15 protein-coding genes and 1 pseudogene are annotated in these 19,538 nt (G+C 65.4%); 3 read left to right on the plus strand and 13 right to left on the minus strand.

Going from position 1 to position 19,538, the window contains the following annotated elements; genetic code table 11:
- Nucleotides 1–5: 5 nt before the first annotated feature.
- The 6 genes from dnaE to ASF00_RS18595 form a co-directional block, all read right to left on the minus strand.
- The gene (gene dnaE, locus ASF00_RS14495; protein WP_055880753.1) at nt 6–3,494 is read right to left on the minus strand and encodes a DNA polymerase III subunit alpha; all 3,489 of its coding nucleotides are present in this window, start codon (nt 3,492–3,494) and stop codon (nt 6–8) included.
- Between the two features lie 474 nt (nt 3,495–3,968).
- Nucleotides 3,969–4,448 (minus strand): glutathione peroxidase, encoded by a 480-nt coding sequence (locus ASF00_RS14500; RefSeq protein ID WP_055880758.1) that lies wholly within the window; start codon nt 4,446–4,448, stop codon nt 3,969–3,971.
- Nucleotides 4,445–5,041, minus strand: coding sequence for a GNAT family N-acetyltransferase (locus ASF00_RS14505; RefSeq protein WP_055880761.1), 597 nt, complete (start codon nt 5,039–5,041; stop codon nt 4,445–4,447). Before ASF00_RS14505 ends, ASF00_RS14500 begins: the two co-directional genes overlap by 4 nt.
- A complete protein-coding gene (locus ASF00_RS14510; protein WP_055880764.1) occupies nt 5,038–5,751 on the minus strand; it encodes an ABC transporter ATP-binding protein in 714 nt (237 codons plus the stop codon). The genes ASF00_RS14505 and ASF00_RS14510 overlap by 4 nt, the downstream gene beginning before the upstream one ends.
- Nucleotides 5,744–6,994: a lipoprotein-releasing ABC transporter permease subunit gene (locus ASF00_RS14515; protein WP_055880768.1), complete on the minus strand. Its 1,251-nt coding sequence runs from the start codon at nt 6,992–6,994 to the stop codon at nt 5,744–5,746. The genes ASF00_RS14510 and ASF00_RS14515 overlap by 8 nt, the downstream gene beginning before the upstream one ends.
- An 870-nt stretch (nt 6,995–7,864) precedes the next feature.
- Nucleotides 7,865–8,017: a hypothetical protein gene (locus tag ASF00_RS18595; RefSeq protein ID WP_156348380.1), complete on the minus strand. Its 153-nt coding sequence runs from the start codon at nt 8,015–8,017 to the stop codon at nt 7,865–7,867.
- A 503-nt stretch (nt 8,018–8,520) separates the two neighbouring features.
- Between ASF00_RS18595 and ASF00_RS18600 the strand changes: the two are divergent.
- Both ASF00_RS18600 and ASF00_RS18115 read left to right on the plus strand, forming a co-directional pair.
- Nucleotides 8,521–8,787, plus strand: a pseudogene (locus ASF00_RS18600) (DUF2254 family protein); the annotation flags it as partial.
- Between the two features lie 393 nt (nt 8,788–9,180).
- Entirely contained in the window at nt 9,181–9,777 is a 597-nt protein-coding gene (locus ASF00_RS18115) for an FKBP-type peptidyl-prolyl cis-trans isomerase (RefSeq protein ID WP_156348381.1), read from the plus strand.
- Nucleotides 9,778–9,962: 185 nt separating this feature from the next.
- Here ASF00_RS18115 and ASF00_RS14525 read toward each other — a convergent pair whose 3' ends face one another.
- Genes ASF00_RS14525 through ASF00_RS14550 form a run of 6 tightly spaced genes read right to left on the minus strand, consistent with a single transcriptional unit; the run spans nt 9,963 to nt 15,867 of the window.
- Nucleotides 9,963–10,376: a Na+/H+ antiporter subunit G gene (locus ASF00_RS14525; protein WP_055880774.1), complete on the minus strand. Its 414-nt coding sequence runs from the start codon at nt 10,374–10,376 to the stop codon at nt 9,963–9,965.
- Nucleotides 10,373–10,642 (minus strand): K+/H+ antiporter subunit F, encoded by a 270-nt coding sequence (locus ASF00_RS14530; protein WP_055880778.1) that lies wholly within the window; start codon nt 10,640–10,642, stop codon nt 10,373–10,375. The genes ASF00_RS14525 and ASF00_RS14530 overlap by 4 nt, the downstream gene beginning before the upstream one ends.
- Nucleotides 10,639–11,130 carry a Na+/H+ antiporter subunit E gene (locus ASF00_RS14535; RefSeq protein WP_055880783.1) on the minus strand — a complete coding sequence of 164 codons (492 nt, stop codon included), beginning with the start codon at nt 11,128–11,130 and terminating at the stop codon, nt 10,639–10,641. The genes ASF00_RS14530 and ASF00_RS14535 overlap by 4 nt, the downstream gene beginning before the upstream one ends.
- On the minus strand, nt 11,127–12,653 hold the full coding sequence (locus ASF00_RS14540; protein ID WP_055880786.1) for a monovalent cation/H+ antiporter subunit D: 1,527 nt from the start codon (nt 12,651–12,653) through the stop codon (nt 11,127–11,129). Before ASF00_RS14540 ends, ASF00_RS14535 begins: the two co-directional genes overlap by 4 nt.
- A complete protein-coding gene (locus ASF00_RS14545; RefSeq protein WP_200910553.1) occupies nt 12,650–13,027 on the minus strand; it encodes a Na+/H+ antiporter subunit C in 378 nt (125 codons plus the stop codon). Before ASF00_RS14545 ends, ASF00_RS14540 begins: the two co-directional genes overlap by 4 nt.
- A complete protein-coding gene (locus ASF00_RS14550) occupies nt 13,024–15,867 on the minus strand; it encodes a monovalent cation/H+ antiporter subunit A (RefSeq protein WP_055880791.1) in 2,844 nt (947 codons plus the stop codon). The genes ASF00_RS14545 and ASF00_RS14550 overlap by 4 nt, the downstream gene beginning before the upstream one ends.
- Nucleotides 15,868–16,051: 184 nt before the next feature.
- On the opposite strand from ASF00_RS14550, the gene ASF00_RS14555 reads away from it, so the two are divergent.
- Nucleotides 16,052–17,359: a mechanosensitive ion channel family protein gene (locus ASF00_RS14555; RefSeq protein ID WP_082463476.1), complete on the plus strand. Its 1,308-nt coding sequence runs from the start codon at nt 16,052–16,054 to the stop codon at nt 17,357–17,359.
- A 190-nt stretch (nt 17,360–17,549) separates the two neighbouring features.
- Here the strand turns inward: ASF00_RS14555 and ASF00_RS14560 are convergent, their stop codons facing one another.
- A complete protein-coding gene (locus ASF00_RS14560; RefSeq protein ID WP_162233596.1) occupies nt 17,550–19,475 on the minus strand; it encodes a glycoside hydrolase family 97 protein in 1,926 nt (641 codons plus the stop codon).
- Nucleotides 19,476–19,538 lie beyond the last annotated feature (63 nt).

A 19,538-nucleotide genomic window follows, 5' to 3' on the forward strand; every position in this document is an offset into this window, starting at 1 on the left:
AGCAGTTATCCGACCAGAGCGAGCCTCGTTTCAGAGGTCTTTAGCTCTACCTTGGTCACACCGTGCAACGACTCGATGTGCTCCGCAAGTTCGCCGTCGAGCAGGAAGTCGCGGCCGAGCAGCACGCACAGCTCGCCATCGGGCAGTTGCGCCTTCACGCGAACCTCGCCGCGCGCACCGCGATGGTCGGCGAGCAACGATGCGAGCCCGGCGAACGCGGCCATGTCCGAGATCGTCACCACCACCTGGAACCGCGCGAGGTTGGCGAGTCCCTCGAACGGCTGGATGCGTTTGATGCTGATGCGCGGCGTGTCCTCGCCGGGCTTGCGATCGAGCTCGACGGTGATGAGCCCGCAGCCGCCGGCCTTGGCCGCCTCCTCGAGATCCTTCGAGACCTGCTCGTCGAAGCACGTCGCCATGAACTGGCCGCTCGCGTCCGAACACTGCGCCATCATGAAGCGCTTGCCGCGCGCGGAGGTGCGGTAGCGCGCGTCCTCGACCAGCACCGCCATCGTCGCGCCCGCGCGGCTGCCGTCGTCGGGGATGTTGAGCTCGGACAGCGCGGTATAGGCGCGCGCGCCGTGGCTGTTGGCGATGTGGCGGTGGCGATCGACCGGGTGCGCGGAGAAATAGAAGCCGAACGCCTCCTTCTCCTGATCCATCCGCTGGCTGAGCGTCCAGCGCACCGACGGCGGTAGCTTGATCGCGTCGCCCGCGGGCTCGGCATCGCCGAACAGACCGCCCTGCCCGCTAGTCTTCTGCTCGTGCGTGCGCGCGGCGATCGCGAGGATCGTCTCGGCGGTCGCATGGATGCCGGCACGATTGGGCTCGAACGAGTCGAACGCGCCCGCGGCGGCGAGCGTCTCGAGCTGGCGCTTGTTGAGCAGCCGCGGATCGACTCGCTTGGCCAGCTGGTCGAGCCCGGCGAACGGACCGTTCTCGACGCGCTCGACGACGAGCTTCTCCATCGCGCCTTCGCCGACGCTCTTGAGCGCACCGAGCGCATAGCGGACGGCGAGCCCGTCCTCATGCGGCTCGACGTCGAACTCGGCCTGACTCGCATTGATGCACGGCGGCAGCGACGTGATCCCGAGGCGCCGCATGTCGTCCGTGAAGATCGCCAGCTTGTCGGTCTGGTGGAGGTCGTAGCACATCGAGGCGGCGAAGAATTCGTGCGGGTAATGCGCCTTCAGCCACGCGGTCTGATAGGCGAGCAGCGCATAGGCGGCCGCGTGGCTCTTGTTAAAACCATAGCCCGCGAACTTGTCGATCAAGTCGAACAGCTCGTTGGCCTTGGCCTTCGGAATGTTGTTCACCTTGGCGCAGCCCTCGACGAAGATCGCGCGCTGCGCGTCCATCTCGGCCTTGATCTTCTTGCCCATCGCGCGGCGCAGCAGATCGGCGCCGCCGAGCGAGAAGCCGGCGAGGATCTGCGCGGCCTGCATGACCTGTTCCTGGTAGACGAAGATCCCGTAGGTCTCCGACAGGATCGTTTCGAGCGCGGGGTGCGGATATTCGATCGTCTCGGTGCCGTTCTTGCGGCGGCCGAACGACGGGATATTGTCCATCGGGCCCGGTCGGTACAGCGACACGAGCGCGATGATGTCGCCGAAATTGGACGGGCGGACCGCGGACAGCGTGCGACGCATGCCTTCGGATTCGAGCTGGAACACGCCGACCGTGTCGCCCTTCTGGAGCAGCGCGTAGACGCCCGCGTCATCCCATTCGAGCGCGTCGAGATCGACCTTCACGCCGCGCTTGGCGAGCAGCTGGACGCCCTTCTGGAGCACCGAGAGCGTCTTCAGCCCGAGAAAATCGAACTTCACGAGGCCCGCGCCCTCGACATATTTCATGTCGAACTGCGTGACGGGCATGTCCGAGCGCGGATCGCGGTAGAGCGGCACGAGCTGCGCGAGCGGCCGGTCGCCGATCACCACGCCAGCCGCGTGCGTCGACGAGTGACGCGGCAACCCCTCCAGCTTCATCGCCAGATCGAGCAGTTTGCGCACACCATTGTCGTTGGCATATTCCTTGGCGAGCTCGCCGACGCCGTTCAGCGCGCGCTCCAGCGTCCAGGGATCGGTCGGGTGGTTGGGGACGAGCTTTGCGAGCCGGTCGATCTGGCCATAGCTCATCTGCAGCACGCGGCCGGTATCCTTCAACACCGCGCGTGCCTTCAGCTTTCCGAAGGTGATGATCTGCGCGACCTGATCGCGGCCGTATTTCTCCTGGACGTAGCGGATCACCTCGACACGCCGGGTTTCGCAGAAATCGATGTCGAAATCGGGCATCGACACGCGTTCGGGGTTCAGGAAGCGCTCGAACAGCAGCCCCAGCTTGATCGGATCGAGATCGGTGATCGTCAGCGCCCAGGCGACGACCGAGCCTGCGCCCGAGCCACGGCCCGGGCCGACCGGAATGTCGTGATCCTTCGCCCATTTGATGAAGTCGGCGACGATCAGGAAATAGCCGGGAAACCCCATCTGGACGATCACGTCGACCTCGAACGCGAGGCGCTTGCGATACACCTCGCGCCAGCCGTCCTCGCCTTCCCCGTGAAGCTCGGTGATCCGCGCCAGACGCTTTTCGAGACCGGCCTCGGCGTCGTCGCGCAGCAGCTTGGCCTCGCCTTCGATATCGCCGGCGAGGCTGGGGAGGATCGGCTTGCGGTACGGCGCCATCACCGCGCAGCGCTGGGCGACGACGAGCGTGTTGGCGATCGCCTCGGGCAGGTCGGCGAACATCTCGTGCATTACCGCGGCCGGCTTCATCCAGGCCTCTGGACAGCTGCGGATGCGGTCCTCGGTCTCGACATAGGTCGAGTGCGCGATGCAGAGCATGGCGTCATGCGCGTCGCCGAACGCGCTTTCGGTGAAGCAACACGGGTTGGTCGCGACCAGCGGCAGGTTGCGCTCATAGGCGATATCGATCAGCGCCGCCTCGGCGGCGATCTCGGTCGCATCGCCGCGGCGCGAGAGCTCGATATAGAGGCGGTCTCCGAAAAGCCCCTGCAGCCGGTCGAGATAGGCGCGCGCACGGTCGGGCTGCCCTTCGGCGAAAAGCCGCGCGAGACCGCCCTCGCCCCCCGCGGTCAACGCGATCAGCCCGTCGGTGTGACGCTCGAGCGCTGCGAAATCGACATGAGCGGGCATCTCGATCGGGCGGTCGAGATGCGCCATCGAGACGAGCGCGCACAGATTGTCGTAGCCGGTCGTCTTCTGCGCATAGAGCGCGATCCAGTCGAACGGGGTGGCGACGCCGTCGGGCATGTCGGGGCGGCTCACCCCGAGCATCACGCCGATGATCGGCTGGACGCCGTCCTTCTTGGCGGCGTCCGAATAGGCCATCGCGGCATACAGCCCGTTGCGATCGGTCAGCGCCGCGGCGGGAAAGCCGAGCGCGCGCGCCTGCTTGGCAATCGCCTTCGGATCGATGGCGCCGTCGAGCATGGTGTAGCAGGAGAAGACGCGGAGCGGGACGTAACCGGAATGCATCGATGGCAGGTAGGCGCTCGGGCGTGATTCGACCAGTCGCGTTGGGCGAGAAGCCGAGCTGCGACGCGATGAGTTGAGGCGCGGGGTGTGAGGTCGCCTTGCCCTGCCCGTCATCCCGGGCTCGACCCGGGACCCAGGGTCGCGGGCGGTGACGTGCGTGGCTCTGGGTCCTGACTTTCGTCAGGAAGACGGGGGGTGGGTCGGCGCGGTGCGTTCCGCGCCGGCACGTAAGATGGGCGCGCCAGCGTTTTCGCTTTAGAAGTGTTCTCCCGCGAAGGCGGGAGTCCAGTCTGGGCCCCCGCCTTCGCGGGGGAACACGCTTCTTTGGATGCGAACCCCGTCCGCCTCAAACCCCACCCCGGCGAAGGCCGGGGCCCAGTTGGGGGACGTTCCTAACCGAGGTCTACGCTTCTTTACTGCGACCGTTCCAACTGGGCCCCGGCCTTCGCCGGGGTGGTGGGGCGAGCCGAAGTGCTAAAGCAGCTTCTCGATATCCGCCCGAATATCCGCAGGCTTGGTCGTCGGCGCATAGCGATCGACGACCCTCCCCTCCCGATCGACGAGGAACTTGGTAAAGTTCCATTTGATCGCCTTCGACCCCAGCACGCCCGGCGCATCCGCCTTCAGCCGCTCGAACAACGGGTCCGCATCCCCCCCGTTGACGTCCACCTTCGCGAACACCGGAAACGTCACGTCGTAGGTCAGCGAACAGAAATTCGCGATCTCCGCCGCATCGCCCGGCTCCTGCCCGCCGAACTGGTTGCACGGGAAGCCGAGCACCTCGAACCCGCGCTCGGCATAGTCGCGGTGGAGCGCCTCAAGCCCCTCATATTGCGGCGTGAACCCGCATTTCGACGCGGTGTTGACGATCAGCAGCACCTTGCCGCGATACGCCTCGAGCGAGGCGGGCGTGCCGTCGGCGGCCTTGACGGTGAAATCGGTGATGGCAGTCATGCAGCACTCCCGTGGCGGCTCAGCAGATACGTCAGGTTCTGACGCACGCCCGGCCATTCGTGCGCCAAGATGCTGTACACGACGGTATCGCGCAAGCGGCCGTCCGCCATCACCTGATGCCCGCGCAGCACGCCGTCGCGTTTCGCGCCGAGCCGCTCGATCGCGGCCTGCGACCGCTTGTTGAGGCTGTCGGTGCGGATCTGGACGCATTCGCAGCCGAGCGTCTCGAACGCATGGGTCAGCAGCATCAGCTTGGCCTCGGTGTTGACGCCGGTCCGCTGCACCGCGGTGGCGTAGAAGGTGCCGCCGATCTCGAGACGCTTGTTAGCCGCGTTCATCCGCATGAAGCGGGTCGAGCCGACCACGGCGTCGCCCGCGACCACCGCGAAGATCCGCGCGCGGCCGAAATCCTGTTCGCGCAACGCGGCGGCGAACCAGCGATCGGGCGCCTTCATCATCGCGACATTGGCGTAGAACAGGTCCCACAGATCGTCCGCCGACGCGGCGGCGACCAGCGCGTCCTGGTCGTCTGCGACCAGCGGGCGGAGCGTGACGTGACGCCCGACCAGAGTCGGCGTCGCGTCCCAGCTCATGCCAGCCGCCCCTCGTGCAGCCGGAACACGCGGTCCATCCGCGCGGCGAGGCGCTCGTTATGCGTCGCGACCAGCGCCGCGGTGCCCTGCTCGCGGACCAGCCGGACGAATTCGGCGAAGACGATGTCGGCGGTATGCTCGTCGAGGTTGCCGGTCGGCTCGTCCGCCAGCACCAGCGCAGGCTTGTTGGCGAGCGCGCGGGCGACCGCGACGCGTTGCTGCTCGCCGCCCGAAAGCTGGCTCGGGCGGTGTGTCAGGCGGTGGCCGAGCCCGAGCTGCGTCAGCAACTCCGCCGACCGCGCATCCGCCTCGGCGCGCGTGGCGCCGTGGACGAGCTGCGGCAGGACGACGTTCTCGGTCGCGTTGAAATCTGGGAGCAGGTGATGGAATTGGTACACGAAGCCCAGGCTGTCGCGGCGCACGACGGTGCGCTCATGCGCGTTGAGCTTCGACGCCTCGGTCCCCGCGATCTTGATCGATCCCTGGAAGCCACCTTCGAGCAGCCCGACCGCCTGCAACAGCGTCGACTTGCCCGACCCCGACGGCCCGAGCAACGCGACGATCTCGCCCGGCGCGATCGCCAGGTCGACACCGCGCAGCACGTCGATCGTCGCGCCGCCCTGCGTGAAGCTCTTGGTCAGCCCGCTCGTCTGGAGGACATAGCCATGATCGCGCTCGATCTGGCGGTCGATCTTCAGGCCATTATTCATAACGCAGCACCTGCACGGGGTCGGTACTCGCCGCTTTCCAGGCCGGATAGAGCGTCGCGAGGAAGCTGAAGATCAGCGCCATCAGCGCGATCACGACGATCTCGACGGGGTCGGTCTTCGACGGCAGCAAGGTCAGATAGCGGATCGACGGATCCCACAAATCCTGCCCAGTGACGAGCTGGACGAAATCCACCACCCCCTGGCGGTAGAACAGGAAGATGAAGCCGAGCACGAGGCCCGCCAGCGTCCCGAGCGCGCCGATCGTCGTGCCGACGACGATGAAGATCCGCATCAGCCCCCCGCGCGTCGCGCCCATCGTCCGCAGGATCGCGATGTCGCGCGTCTTGGCGCGCACCAGCATGATCAGCGACGACAGGATGTTGAACACCGCGACCAGGATGATGATCGACAGCACGGTGAACATCGCCACCCGCTCGACCGCGAGTGCCTCGAACAATTGCGCGTTCATCGTCCGCCAGTCCTGGATGATCGCCTGCCCGCCGATCCTGTCGGCCAGCGGTTTCAGGATCTCGCCGACCTTGTCCGCATTGACCGTCTTGATCTCGACCATGCCCGCCGCATCGCCCATCAGGAGCAGCGTCTGCGCATCCTCGATCGGCATGATGATATACGCCTTGTCGTAGTCATAGACGCCGATCTCGAAGATCGCGCCGACCGTGTAGCTGACGATCCGCGGCACCGTGCCGAACGGCGTCGTCTGCCCCTGCGGGCTGAACAGCGAGATCTCCGAGCCGACCTGCGCGCCGAGCGATTCGGCGAGCCGCGAGCCGATCGCGATCCGGCCGGACCCTTGCGTGATCGAGGACAGCGAGCCCATCACGATCTTGTTCTGGATCGTCGAATTGCGGCGGATGTCGTCGACGCGCATGCCGCGTACCAGCACCGCCTCGGCTCGCCCGTTATAGGTGGCGGCGAGCGGCTGTTCGATCAGCGGCACCGCGCTGGTCACGCCCGGCGTGGAACGCGCCTGCGCGACGATCTCGCGCCAATCGGGCAGCTTGCCGCCGACGCCCTGCACCACCGCATGGCCATTGAGCCCGACGATCTTGTCGAACAGCTCGGCGCGGAAGCCGTTCATGACGCTCATCACGATGACAAGCGCGGCGACACCGAGCATCACCGCGACCAGGCTGATCGAGGCGACGAGGAAGATGAACGCCTCGCCCTTGCCCGGCAGCAGATAGCGGCGGGCTATCATCCGTTCGTAGCGGGACAGGATCATGGGCAACCGGGTTCGATCGTTAGGGAAACAGTCCAGTGGCTCTAGGACGCGGCCCCGCGCGAGGCAACCGCGCCCGCGTCACGCGCTGCCATTGGTTGCGTCCTGCCGCATGGCTAGATTGGTATGTTGCGCAATCGCCACAGGGCCTATCCAATCGTGCCAGCACTCTCGCAAATACCGTGACAAAGCCCGCTGACATAACTAGCAAAAACCTCGCTGAGACACAGGCAACGGCCGTGGTTCGGGGACTGCTTTTACGCCGCACCCAAGGTGCAGAGCGGAAGCACAAAAATGGGGGCTGACGAGCGATCGTCACGCAGGCGCCCGGATCGGCAACGGTCCGGGCGTTTGCTTGTCCGGTAAAGTTTATTGCAGCCTCTGAACTTGATGATGCCTGTTGGAATGTCGCCAGCGTAGCGTTGGTCGCGCGAGTTTGCGCATCGCCCAAGATAAAACCTGTCACTATACTTGGCCAGTAAACGTCGCGGGCGCCTGCCGGCAGAGCGAGGTCGCGGTCACGCCCTGCGCACATGCGCGCCGCAGCTGTTGTCGCGACGTCGTCGTGGCGAGAGGATTGACCGGACGGTCGGCATGGGTCGCATCATGCGGAGACGGAGCGCTGTTCCTCCACATCATCGATATCGCGGTCGACCCCTAGCATCACGGTCACGGGAAGGTGATCGTTGCGACGCTGATGGCGCACATCGACGCCAACGTGGCGGCGGAGGCCATGTCCGTCCCATCGCGAACGGGATCTGAACCCGTCGCGCCACGGGTGCAGCAAGCCGGACTCGATGCTGTGGCCGTAGCGGGAAAGCGGTCAGCCTGTTGCAGGCTTTGATAGGCGACACGGGTTGGAGGGCGCGCCGCTCAACGCCCGCCGAAGCCGTCCCGGAAGCCATGCTCAAAGTCGCGAACAGCGTCTTTCACGCCGGTATAGTTTGTGATCGCCACAAGAACGACGACGGCCGCAATCAAGAGGTGCCTTCTTCCGGCTCGGCGACGGTCATCGGTAGCGTTCATGCGATTGTTCCTCATTGGTAGACCACCCTAGTGTGCGCCGGCGTCGGATCGGGGGCAACCGAAACGACGCGTCGGCGCGCGGGCGCAAGACGTCGGACGAGTATCATGAAGCCCAGCCAGACCATCCGCGGCCGACATAGCGTTTTGCCGCATGCAGAAATAAGAATCCAATCATCATTCGACGTTCGGACATGCGCCATCAATCGCAGTTCGCACCACCACGGTACAACGCGGCGCTTTGTCCGAAATATTTGGAGTTCCCGCCATTTAGGCAAATAATGGCTTAGAGAGTAGGGCCCGAGATAGCACCTCTATATTCTAAAATGTAAAAGTATTTTTTGAGTCTACACGATAGCTCATCATCAAATACACCGCATTTTGTATGAGCCAGCTGGTCGTCAGACATGGAGAAGACAGACCACTAGCAATTTTACGCTCGGACATCGAAGAAACGATGGAACGAACATTGCCCCGGATATGCTGATTGGCGTGGTGAATATGACCCGGCCGCCGACGATCTATTCCGATGCTCGCGGACAAGACCCGACGCGGGTCAGTTCGGTCGGATCCAGGGAGTCTTTACAGTCCCCGACAGGCACCCTTGCGATCACGACCCACGCTTTGGCCTGAGGTCCGATCGGAGATTGCGTCGCGCGCTGTCGCCCGCAATCAACGATCCCGGGACGTCAATCACCGTCGTCGAAGCCGGAACGCGCGTACTCGCGGCCGATTCGAGACAAGCCGGTCCCGCGACTGTCGCACCGGCGTAGCCTATGCCCGGCCTGGCCTTTGCAGGAGATGCTGACACGACCAACCCGATCGCTGGGGGTGGCGCTGGCGCAACTTATTGGCAGTATTCGCAGTCGGCAGCGCTGCACCGCTGGGCGACCTTGGACGGCTGCTCGAGACCATATGCGCGCGCCGTCACTGCCTGTTCGTACGAACAGAGGTACGCACAATGCGCCGACCGCACCTCCGTCGCTGCGCGCGTGATGCGGGGCGGGCGGCATAGTTGGTCGGTCGTTAGCAACGAGGTGATGTGGACGTGCCTGTCCCGCCACAAGCGGTGATCCGGCGGGCAGACGCTGTTCCCAGGGGACGGAGTGGCATCTCGCCTGATAACGAGTTGGCGCCGACAGCGCGCCTTGCATATAGCCGGGGCCATGCCATTTATTTCGCACGCCTCATCCCGCCTCGTCCTCGCCGCGATCCTGCCGCTACTCACTGCTCTGCTGCCGGCGACCGCAGCGGCGAACCCAGCGCAGAAGCCGCGTCCCGCAGGACAGGCCAATGCCAAGACGGATAACACGATAATCGCGTTGCCGCTGAACCCCGTGGTACCGGCAGCGCAACGGCGGTGTTCAACGACGGCACCGTCCGGCTTGGGATCGACGATGCTGCGAGCAGGCTCCAGGGCCAAGCCGGCAGCAGGCGATGTCGTGCTGGTAAATTATATTGGCTATCTCGCGACGACAGGGGCCGTGTTCGACCAGGGAATGCGGTCTCCTTTGCCAGTTAACGGCGTGATTCCGGGGTTCTCGCAAGGATTACAGACGATGGCCCGGTCCGGGGTCGCGCGTTTCTGCGTTCCGGCAGCCATGGGGTATGGCGCCCAGGCTTCGGGGCCTATTCCCGCCAATTCCGATCTCGTCTTCCAGGTCGAATTGCTGGACTTCAAGACGGCTGCCGAGGTCGAGGGCATGAACCGCGACGAAGCCGCCCAACCTGCGGCGCAGAAGGATGCGCCACCCCAACCATAACTCCGCTATTCCGGTCAAAGTCACAAGACAGTCGATCGCGCTACCGGTGCCACAACCTGCGCCAGGACAGCGCAAGCCACATCGCCGTCCTGCTCCGACGGCACAGATAACGCGTGGTCACTGCATCGTCCGCGCGCACGGCGGTCCGTTGCAGCTGTTCTCTGGTGAAATGCCTATCGAACGCGTCAGCTATTGGCGGTGGAGGCTGGCGTGTTCCGCTTCGGGGCCTCGAACGTCGCCCAGTCGCCATCGCCCTCGGGCCTTGGCGGCGGGCCGGCGATGCTGTCGGGCTCCACGATCTCCGCGATGCGAAGACGGTGCAGATGAACCTTTGCGATCATGTTCGCCGAGATCGGCGCCGTGATGAACAGGAACAGCGATATCAACAACTCATGCGCCGTCCAGATGCCGAGCCGGCCGTGAAAATAGACGACCGATGCCAGCAGGAGAGACCCCAGCCCCAGCGTCGTAGCCTTGGTCGGGCCATGCAATCGCTCCATCGTCGACGGGAGCCGCACGAGTCCCCAGCTGCCGATGAGGACGAAAGTGGCGCCAAGCAGCACCAACGCCGTGACGGCGATATCGACAAGCTGGCTCATTCGACGATGTCCCCGCGCAGGATGAACTTGCAATAGGCGATCGTGCTGACGAAACCGACCATGGCCAACAGTAGCGCCGCTTCGAAATAGCTCGAGGTCTCGCCGATCATCCCGATCAATATGATCAGCGCGATCGCATTGATGACCATGGTGTCGAGAGCGACGATCCGGTCGCCGAGCGCCGGCCCCTTGAGCAGGCGCCATCCGTTGCACAGCAGCGCGAGCGCGACGCACCCCGTCGCGACCTGAAGGGCGATGGCGATCATGCGAACACCCGCTGCAGCCGCGCTTCGTAGCGCGATTTGATCCGGGCAATCTCCGCGTCCGGGTCGTCGACGTCTAGCGCATGGACCAGCAACGAGAGACCGTCCGCCGAAACGTCGGAGGATACCGTGCCCGGCGTCAGGCTGATCGTGCCTGCCAATACCGTGATGGCCTCGGGTGTCTGCAGGTCGATCGGAACGACCAGCCAGCGCGACCGAAGATCGCGGTTGCGGCGAAACAGGATGAGGCGGGCAACCTGGAAATTGGCGACGACGATGTCGAACAGGACGATGCCGACATAGCCGATCGCCGCGCGGCCGAACCGGACCCGCGGCCGATCGGGCCAGAAGGGTTCGGTGAACTTGGGCAGGATCAACCCGAACAGCCCGCCGAGTAGGAAGCCCCCGAGCGTGATCTCGTTGGCCATCAGCAGCCAGACGACGACCAGCATCGCCGACAGAGCGGGGTGCGGCAGGACGCGCTTCATCATCGGGGGTCTCTCTGCAGAACGGCAGCGACATAGCGCTCGGGCGCGAAGATCTGTGCGGCGGTCGCCTGGGTCTGTGCGGTCGCCCAGCCGGCGGCCAGCGTCAGCACCGCGAGCAATGCCACCAGCAGGACAGGCGCGGCGAGTTCGGCGCGCGTCCGGTCGGGGCACGCGATCGTATCGGCATCCTCGGCTGCCGGCTTCCAGAACAGCGTGCTGCCGCTGCGCGAAAAGCCGATGACACCGATCAGCGTCGTACCGAGCACGGTCGGCCAAATCACGATCCAGGCCGGGGTGCCAGCGGTCGTCTGGAGGATGAACAGCTTGGCCACGAACCCCGATAGCGGCGGCAGGCCGACCGCGGCGATCGTCGCACCGAGGAACAGCAATCCGATGGCCTGTTGTCCCTCGAAGCGCGGACTGGGTACGACCGCGTCGCCATATTGACCGCGCCGGCGCAAGGTCACGTCCGCCACCAGGAACAGCGCGGCACCGGCCAGCGTCGCGTGGAAGAGATAGAAGAGCGCCGCCGCGGTCGTCGCCTGCGTCCAGCACGAAACCGCGAGCAACAGCGTCCCCGTCGATCCCAGGATCGCGAACGCAGCCTGTTCACGCATCGCGCGCGCCGCTAGCACCCCGGCAAAGCCGATGACCGCGGTCAGCACGGCCGCAGGCAGCAACCACGGGGCGGGCACCCAGGCCGCCGCCCCCGCCGCGTCGCCAAAGATCAGCGGCACGGTGCGGATCATCGCATAGACGCCGACCTTGGTCATGATCGCAAACAGCGCGGCGACGACGGGCATCGTCGCGGCGTAGGTACGCGGCAACCACAGATGGAGCGGCACGACCGCGGCCTTCAGCGCGAAGACGGTAAGCAGAAGCAGCCCGGCGAGGCGGACAAGCCCCTGATCGGGCGCGCCGAGCACCGCGATCCGCCGCGCGAGATCGGCCATGTTGAGCGTTCCGGTCAGGCCGTAGAGCAGCCCCAGCGCGAGCAGGAATATCGCGGAGCCGACGATGTTCACGACGACATAGGCGACGCCAGCCTTCAGCCGCGCGCCACCCTGCCCGTGGAGCATCAAGCCGTAGGAGGCGATCAGCAACACCTCGAAGAACACGAACAGGTTGAACAGGTCGCCGGTCAGGAACGCACCGTTGAGGCCGAGCAGCTGGAAATGAAAGAGCGGATGGAAATGCCAGCCCTTGCGATCGACCGCGGTCACGATCGCATGACTCATCACGACGAGCGCAAGGACGGACGCCAGCACCAGCATCATCGCCGACAGGCGGTCGAGCACGAGGACGATACCGAACGGTGCGGGCCAGCCGCCGAGCGGATAGGCGCGGATCGCGTCGTCCTGCGCCACGCCGAACAACGCGACCGCGGCGACGAGCAGCGCGACGCACCCGGCAAGCGAGATCGCCACGCCGACCCGCCGCCGCCGCCGCATCGCGAGCAGCGCGAGCGGCGCGACGACCGCGGGAATCACGACCGGCGCGATGAGGAGATGATCGAGCGCGGTCATTGCAGGTTTTTCCGGAAATTCGTGTCGTCCGGGGTCTCGGCGGCGTCGGCGATGCCGTCGACCTGGTCCGAACCGCTTTCGAGAAAGCTGCGCAGCGACAGGATGACGACCAGCGCCGTCATGCCGAAGGTTATGACGATCGCGGTCAGCACGAGCGCCTGTGGCAAGGGGTCGGCATGCTCGATCACGTTCTTCGCGAACAACGGCGGCCGATCGATGACCAGCCGACCGATCGCGAACAGGAACAGGTTCACCGCATAGGACAACAATGTCAGCCCGAGCACGACCTGGAAGGTGCGACCGCGCAGGCTGAGATACACGCCGCCCGCGGTCAGCACGGTGATCGCGCTGGCTATCAGGAATTCCAGGCTCATCGCGTCTGCTCTCCGTCGATGGCGTCCGTCTCGTCATTGGCCTCGGCGTGGCGCGCGGCACGCTGGGCGACGTGGCTGAGTTGCGCCAGCGCCATCATGACGGCGCCCAGCACCACGCACGTCACGCCGACGTCGAACAGCGTCGCGGTCGCCAGTTCGACTTCGCCGATCAGCGGCACGTCGAAATAGCCGAAGCTGCTCGACAGGAACGGCGCACCGAAGACGAGCGAACCGAGTCCGGTCGCGGCTGCGATCAGGACGCCCGACGCGATCAGCGGATGCTCCCCGATCCGGCGCCGCTCGTCGGTCCAGTCGAAGCCCGAGGCGAGATACTGGAGCAGAATCGCGATCGCGAACACCAGCGCCGCGATGAAACCGCCGCCCGGCTGATTATGCCCCCGCAGGAAGATGTACATGCCGACGAGCAGCGCGAGCGGCATCAGCAACCGCGCCGCCATGACGAACATCATCGGATGGCGCTCGGGCGAATGCGGCAGGTCTTCCCGCCATGCGCGCAGCCGTCGCCCGGCGACGCCCCGAGCGGCGGGCTCCAGCAGCGCGAAGATCGCCAGCCCCGCAATGCCCAGCACGATGATCTCGCCCAGCGTGTCGAAGGCGCGGAAATCGACGAGGGTCACGTTCACGACGTTCTTGCCGCCGCCGCCCGAATAGCTGTTCGCCCAATGATAGGACGACACGGTGTCGCGTGTTTCGCGCGTCATCACCGCCCAGGCGGTCCAGCCGGTGCCGATCCCTGCGACGATGCCGACGACGGCGTCACGGACCTTGCGCGATACGCTCGACAGGCTCGGCGGCGCCTTGGGCAGGAGGTGGAGCGCCAAGAGCATCAGCAGGATGGTGACGACCTCGACCGCGACCTGGGTCAGCGCGAGGTCGGGCGCCGAAAGGTGGACGAAGATGAGCGCGATGACGAGGCCGATGACGCTGATGACGATCAGCGCGAGAAAACGCTGCCGTTGCCGGATGACGACGACCAGCGTGGCCGCGACCAGCGCGATCCACGCAACGACGGCGACCGGCGAGGCCGGGATCGTCGGCCGGACCCCGCCCGGCAGTCCACCCGGCGTCAGCGCCGCGTCGAAGCCCAGCACGATCGCCACCACGAACAGTGCGAGCAGATAGCGTTGCAGCGATCCGGCATGCAGCGCGAGCGTAAACCGGCGCGTACCGCCGACGATCGCCTCCATCGCAGCGTCGAACATGCGCCGGGCGTCTAGCGCCGCCCGGCCGTCCAAACATGCCGCGATCGGTGCGCGTCGCCAAAGCAGGAGGGCACCGATCGCGACCGCGGCCACACTCATCGCAAGTGCCGGATTGATGCCGTGCCAGAGCGCCAGGTCCAGCGAGGGTGCAGGGCCACCGACCACCGCGCCGGCCGCAGCCGCGACGAGCGGCCCGGCGACCGTCATCGGCAGCAGACCCAGCGCGAGCGCAATCAGTACGAGTATCGCCGGCGGCGCCAACATCGCCATGTTCGGGTCGTGCGGCGCGGCAACCTCGCCGGTGCGGCGTGTGCCGAAGAACAGGCCGGTGGCATAGCGCAGCGAATAGGCAACCGACAGGACGGCCGCGATCGTCGCCAGCAGCGGCACGACGAGGGCCTGACCCGCAAAGACGGTATGCGCGCTTTGCTCGAGCATCATCTCCTTCGAGATAAACCCACCAAGCGGCGGCAGTCCCGCCATCGCCGCGACCGCGAGCGTCCCCAGCGTCGCGGTGATCGGCATCAGCGCGGCCAGCCCGCCGAGCCGGCGGATGTCGCGCGTGCCCGTCTCGTGATCGACAATGCCCGCGTTCATGAACAGCGCCGCCTTGAAGGCCGCATGGTTGAGGATGTGGAAGATCGCGGCGGTCGCGGCGGCGGGCGTGCCGAAGCCGAGCAGCATCACCATCAGCCCGAGCTGGCTTATCGTCGAATAGGCCAGGATCGCCTTGAGATCGTCCCGGAACAGCGCGACTGCCGCGCCGAAGATCATCGTGACCAGGCCGGTCGAGGCGACGATGTAGAACCAGGGCTCGGTCCCCGCGAGCACCGGCCAGAGCCGCGCCAGCAGGAACACGCCGGCCTTCACCATCGTCGCAGAGTGCAGATAGGCGCTGACCGGGGTCGGGGCAGCCATGGCGTGCGGCAACCAGAAGTGAAACGGGAACTGCGCCGACTTGGTGAAGGCGCCCAGCAGCACGAGCACGAGGATCACGGGATAGAGCGGCGAGGCCTGGACCTGGTCGACGCGACCGAGGATCGTCGAAAGCTCGTAGGACCCCGCCGCCTGGCCGAGCAGTAGCATGCCGCCAATCAGCGCGAGCCCGCCACCGCCCGTGATCGTCAGCGCCATGCGCGCGCCTTGGCGGGCATCGGCGCAATCGCGCCAGAACCCGATGAGCAGGAACGACGACAGACTGGTCAATTCCCAGAAGACGAGCATCAACAGGATGTTGCTCGACAGCGCGATACCGACCATCGCCCCCTGGAACAGCATCAGGCATGACAGGAACCGCCCCGTCGCCTCGCTCTTCGCAAGATACCCCTGCGCATAGATCACGACCAGCAGGCCGATGCCGAGGATCAGCCCCGCGAACAGCAACCCCAACGGATCGAGCCAGAGGTCCAGATTCAGCCCAAGCGCCGGCACCCAGCCGATCCGCGTGACCATCGGCGTCCCCGCAAGCACGGCCGGCGCCGCGACCAGCAGCACGACCAGCCCCGCCGCGCTCGCCCCTGCCGCGATTGCCATGTGGACCCGGCGCGACGTGCGCGCGCAAAGCGCCAACAGCGCCGCGGCAGCGAACGGCAATAGCAGCAGGGCCATCAGGGCCATCGTCAATTCTCCAGAGGCCGTGAGGCTCGTCCTTGCACGGTCCACGCCCCTGGGTCGACGCTCTCAACCAGAAACCTGAACGTACGTTCATTCAAGGCGATGATATCTGCATCACGTTTTAGCAAGGAGAGCGCATTTCCGCGTCAGGCGAACGGCGCTAAGGAACCGGCATTGGAGAAACCGGTTGGACCATGTTGCTTGGTGGCAGAGCTATCTGAACCGTTGGGCGGCGCTACCGTTCCATGACCTGATTGCCGCTGTCGCGATCCTGAGTACCGCGCTTCTTCTTGGCGTCCTCGCAGCGCGCCTCGCCTGCCGATACCTTCTGCCTGCCTTGGCGCCGAAATATGCCGACGTGATCTCATCGCGGCTGATGGCGCTCACACGCTCCGGCGTGACAGCCCTGGTTCTGGCGGCGTTCCTCGGCATCCGTGGCCTGGACCCGGGCGCAGATCTTCTTCTCGCCGCCGCGCTCGCCATCGCCGTTGCCGCGTTCGCGTATGAAATTGCCCGTTCGCTTGGCCTGCAAAGCCGGCCGGCGTCGCTGATCGCGGCAGCGTTGCTGTTCATCGTGCTCGCAAGTCGCCTGGGTGGCCTGACCCCGTTGGTAGCCGGATTGGACCGCGCCAGCATGGGTATCGGCACCCGCCGCATCTCGCTGCTCGACGTCGTCAACGCGGTGGGGTTGTCGCTTCTCCTGTTCCTCGCCGCCCGCGCGTTGCTCGGCTTGATCCTGCGCTGGATCGGCCAGGCACGTGTGCTCGATGCGGCGCAACGGGTGCTGTTCCAGAAGCTCGCGCAGATCGCGGTCGTCACCTTCGCGATTTTCATCGGCATCGACCTGCTCGGCATTGATCTCACCGCGCTTGCCGTATTCTCGGGAGCGTTCGGGCTGGCGATCGGTTTCGGCCTCCAGAAGACACTCGGCAACCTGATCGCGGGACTGATCCTGCTGCTCGATCGATCGATCAAGCCCGGCGACGTCATCGCGGTCGGGGATACCTTCGGTTGGGTCAACAAGATCGGTGTCCGCGCGGTTTCGGTGTTGACCCGTGACGGCAAGGAGCATCTGATCCCGAACGAACGGCTGATGACCGACGAAGTCGAGAACTGGTCCTTCTCGAGCCGGGACGTCAGGGTTCATGTCGGGTTTCGGGTTTCGTTCGATTGCGATCTGCGGCTGGCGCAAAGGCTTGCGGTCGAGGCCGCGAGCGTCTCGCCACGCGTGCTCACCGACCCTGCGCCTGTCTGCTGGATCAAGGCGTTCGGCGACAACGGGGTCGAATTTGACCTGCGGATCTGGATCGACAGTCCCGAAGCGGGAGTCGGGAACGTCACGAGCGACGTGTTCTTTCGCATATGGGACCTGTTCAAGGAACACGGCGTCACGATGCCGGTGCCGCAGCGCGATCTGCGCTTCCACCCCATATCAGAGACTCAGTCAGCGCCCATGACTGAGCCTCACCAAGACGGCCCGACGGTGAACCGGTAGGCCCCACAGGCTGCCAAACGCGCGTCGCCCCATAGTCTCGAGTGTCACCGGCTTGGCATCGACGGGTGGGTGCAGGACGATGACGACGGGGCGAGACAGTTGCCTGCAAATGCCGATGCTATCGATATTGGTCCCTGACATATCCCAGTTATGAGAACGTCACCTTGCCATCAGCACGTGGGGCTTCGACTCATGGTCGTTCGAAAATAAGGGCAGCACCACCGTTTGCGGACATGCGGACGCCCAGTGTGCCGGTAGCGCCGACCTCGCCTGTCCGTCGATCGAGCGCGGTGGGCGTGGTGCCGTCAAGCCAGGCGCGGACCGTCCACCGTCCGTCCTTCAGGAAGGCGAGTGGCAGGGAAACGGCCCTCGTCCTGCCGTCGGTTATCGCGCCCACGTACCAACGGTTGCCTTTGCGGCGAGCGACGGCGATCCATTCGCCCATCGCACCCGCAATGCCGCGGGTTTCGTCCCATGTGGTCGGCACGTCGCGGAGGAAGGTGACGCCTGGCGCCCAACGCCCGTCTGATGTCCGATACGCAACCGGCGCGTCGGCAAGGCTCGTCAGGGGACTGGGATAGAGCACGAACAGCGCGAGTTGATGCGCCCGCGTCGTCATCACCTCGGGAGCAGGCGCCTGCGGCGAGAACGCGGCCGGCGTGACGTTGCGGAACCCGCCCGGCGTATAATCCATCGGCCCGATCGTCGCACGCGTATAGGCCGCCCTGACATCATAGCCCGCGGTGACCTTGCGGCTCCAACGGTTATACTCGTTGCCCATCGCCCCTTCCTGGGTGAGGAAATTGGGGTACGTCGTTTCCAGCCCACGCGGCACGAACGCGGCGTGCATGTTGATCAGCATGCGGCGCTGGGCTGCCGTGGCGAGCAGACGGTGATAAAAACCGACGACGGCCTGATCCTGGCGATAGATGAAGTCGACCTTCATCCCCGCCACGCCCCAGCCCTGCCAGCGCGCCAGGACGGTATCCATGCGTCCGTCGAGCGATTTCCAGTCGGTCCACAACCAGATCCTGACACCGCGGCGCCGGGCATATTCGACCAGTTCAGGCACGTCGATGCCCTTGGCCGGGGTCAGCACATCGGCAGGACGGCCCCTCCCCGATGGCGTGGATGCCCAGCCCTGATCGATGACATAGTAGCGGAGCCCCATGCGCCCGGCAAAGTCGATGTAGCGCCGGTACGTCGCCATATTATGACCGGCATTGGGCACATCCGGTGCGAGCAGGCCCGACCACCAACCCCACGCGGCCTTGCCAGGCTGTATCCACGTCGTATCGGCAAGCCGCGATTTTGCAGCGAGCCGCTGAACCATTTGATTTTCAACCAGCCGTTCCGGGCGGTCGGCGATCATCACGATGCGCCACGGCGTCTTGATCGGCTGCCGGACCGGCAATATGGCGGCCAGACGGTCGTCATCGGGGCGCGGCGTCAGTCGGATCGAGACGCCGTCACCAGATGCCGTACCCGTCAGATACGCAGCGGCGTAATTTTCGATGTTGCTCTCGGTAAGCGCATAGGTTTCGCCCGCCTGACCGGTCGCACAGGTAAGGGGGAGATCGTAGAGATCGTCGTGCGTCAGCGCGCGCAGGCGAACGGGCCGGTAGTCGCCTTCGTGACTGTTGAAGAACTCCGCATGGCGAACGCCCAGACAGGCGTCGTTGCGCGCCGTGACAAAGCGGGTCGACTCTCCGGTGACACGCCATTTGCCCGGCCCCGCCATCGCCGGGACGATAAGCCGGAATGCTGCACCGTCATCGCAGGCGCTAGTCTCGAGGACGACCATCCGACCACCCTGAACCTTCTCGCGGGCGCTCAGCCGCTCGCCTGAGCAGCCGAACGCCGGGACGAAGGCCTGGCGGCCTGTTTCCACCAGAGACCTGAAGGGACGGTCTGCCAGGAGGATCCCTACCGGTGACGGAGAGATCAGCGTTTTGTCGTGATGCTGGATCGAAACCTGGAACGCGCCGGCAGACGAGATTCCGGCGTCGATACCGATGGTTCCGTCCGGTGACAGGCTTACTGTCGACACTGCGGGTTTCGAGCAACTGTCGAGTATCACGGCAAGCGCCAAACCAAACGCACCTTTCAGAAACATGGGGTGCGTACTCCTAGGCGACGTCGACCCCGGCTCCATGTCCGATCGTAGCCGATCCCGCCA

This window comes from Sphingomonas sp. Leaf34, assembly GCF_001421805.1.
In the GTDB taxonomy this organism is placed as follows: domain Bacteria; phylum Pseudomonadota; class Alphaproteobacteria; order Sphingomonadales; family Sphingomonadaceae; genus Sphingomonas.

What these genes read in the sequence shown, in the direction of transcription:
- ASF00_RS14515 (WP_055880768.1), bottom strand. Translation starts at nt 6,994, where the DNA reads ATGATCCTGTCCCGCTACGAACGGATGATAGCCCGCCGCTATCTGCTG.
- ASF00_RS14510 (WP_055880764.1), bottom strand. Translation starts at nt 5,751, where the DNA reads ATGAATAATGGCCTGAAGATCGACCGCCAGATCGAGCGCGATCATGGC.
- ASF00_RS14545 (WP_200910553.1), bottom strand. Translation starts at nt 13,027, where the DNA reads ATGAGCCTGGAATTCCTGATAGCCAGCGCGATCACCGTGCTGACCGCG.
- ASF00_RS14560 (WP_162233596.1), bottom strand. Translation starts at nt 19,475, where the DNA reads ATGTTTCTGAAAGGTGCGTTTGGTTTGGCGCTTGCCGTGATACTCGAC.
- ASF00_RS14550 (WP_055880791.1), bottom strand. Translation starts at nt 15,867, where the DNA reads ATGGCCCTGATGGCCCTGCTGCTATTGCCGTTCGCTGCCGCGGCGCTG.
- ASF00_RS14535 (WP_055880783.1), bottom strand. Translation starts at nt 11,130, where the DNA reads ATGATGAAGCGCGTCCTGCCGCACCCCGCTCTGTCGGCGATGCTGGTC.
- dnaE (WP_055880753.1), bottom strand. Translation starts at nt 3,494, where the DNA reads ATGCATTCCGGTTACGTCCCGCTCCGCGTCTTCTCCTGCTACACCATG.
- ASF00_RS14505 (WP_055880761.1), bottom strand. Translation starts at nt 5,041, where the DNA reads ATGAGCTGGGACGCGACGCCGACTCTGGTCGGGCGTCACGTCACGCTC.
- ASF00_RS18595 (WP_156348380.1), bottom strand. Translation starts at nt 8,017, where the DNA reads ATGAACGCTACCGATGACCGTCGCCGAGCCGGAAGAAGGCACCTCTTG.
- ASF00_RS14530 (WP_055880778.1), bottom strand. Translation starts at nt 10,642, where the DNA reads ATGATCGCCATCGCCCTTCAGGTCGCGACGGGGTGCGTCGCGCTCGCG.
- ASF00_RS14540 (WP_055880786.1), bottom strand. Translation starts at nt 12,653, where the DNA reads ATGACCGCGCTCGATCATCTCCTCATCGCGCCGGTCGTGATTCCCGCG.
- ASF00_RS14500 (WP_055880758.1), bottom strand. Translation starts at nt 4,448, where the DNA reads ATGACTGCCATCACCGATTTCACCGTCAAGGCCGCCGACGGCACGCCC.
- ASF00_RS14525 (WP_055880774.1), bottom strand. Translation starts at nt 10,376, where the DNA reads ATGAGCCAGCTTGTCGATATCGCCGTCACGGCGTTGGTGCTGCTTGGC.
- ASF00_RS18115 (WP_156348381.1), top strand. Translation starts at nt 9,181, where the DNA reads ATGCCATTTATTTCGCACGCCTCATCCCGCCTCGTCCTCGCCGCGATC.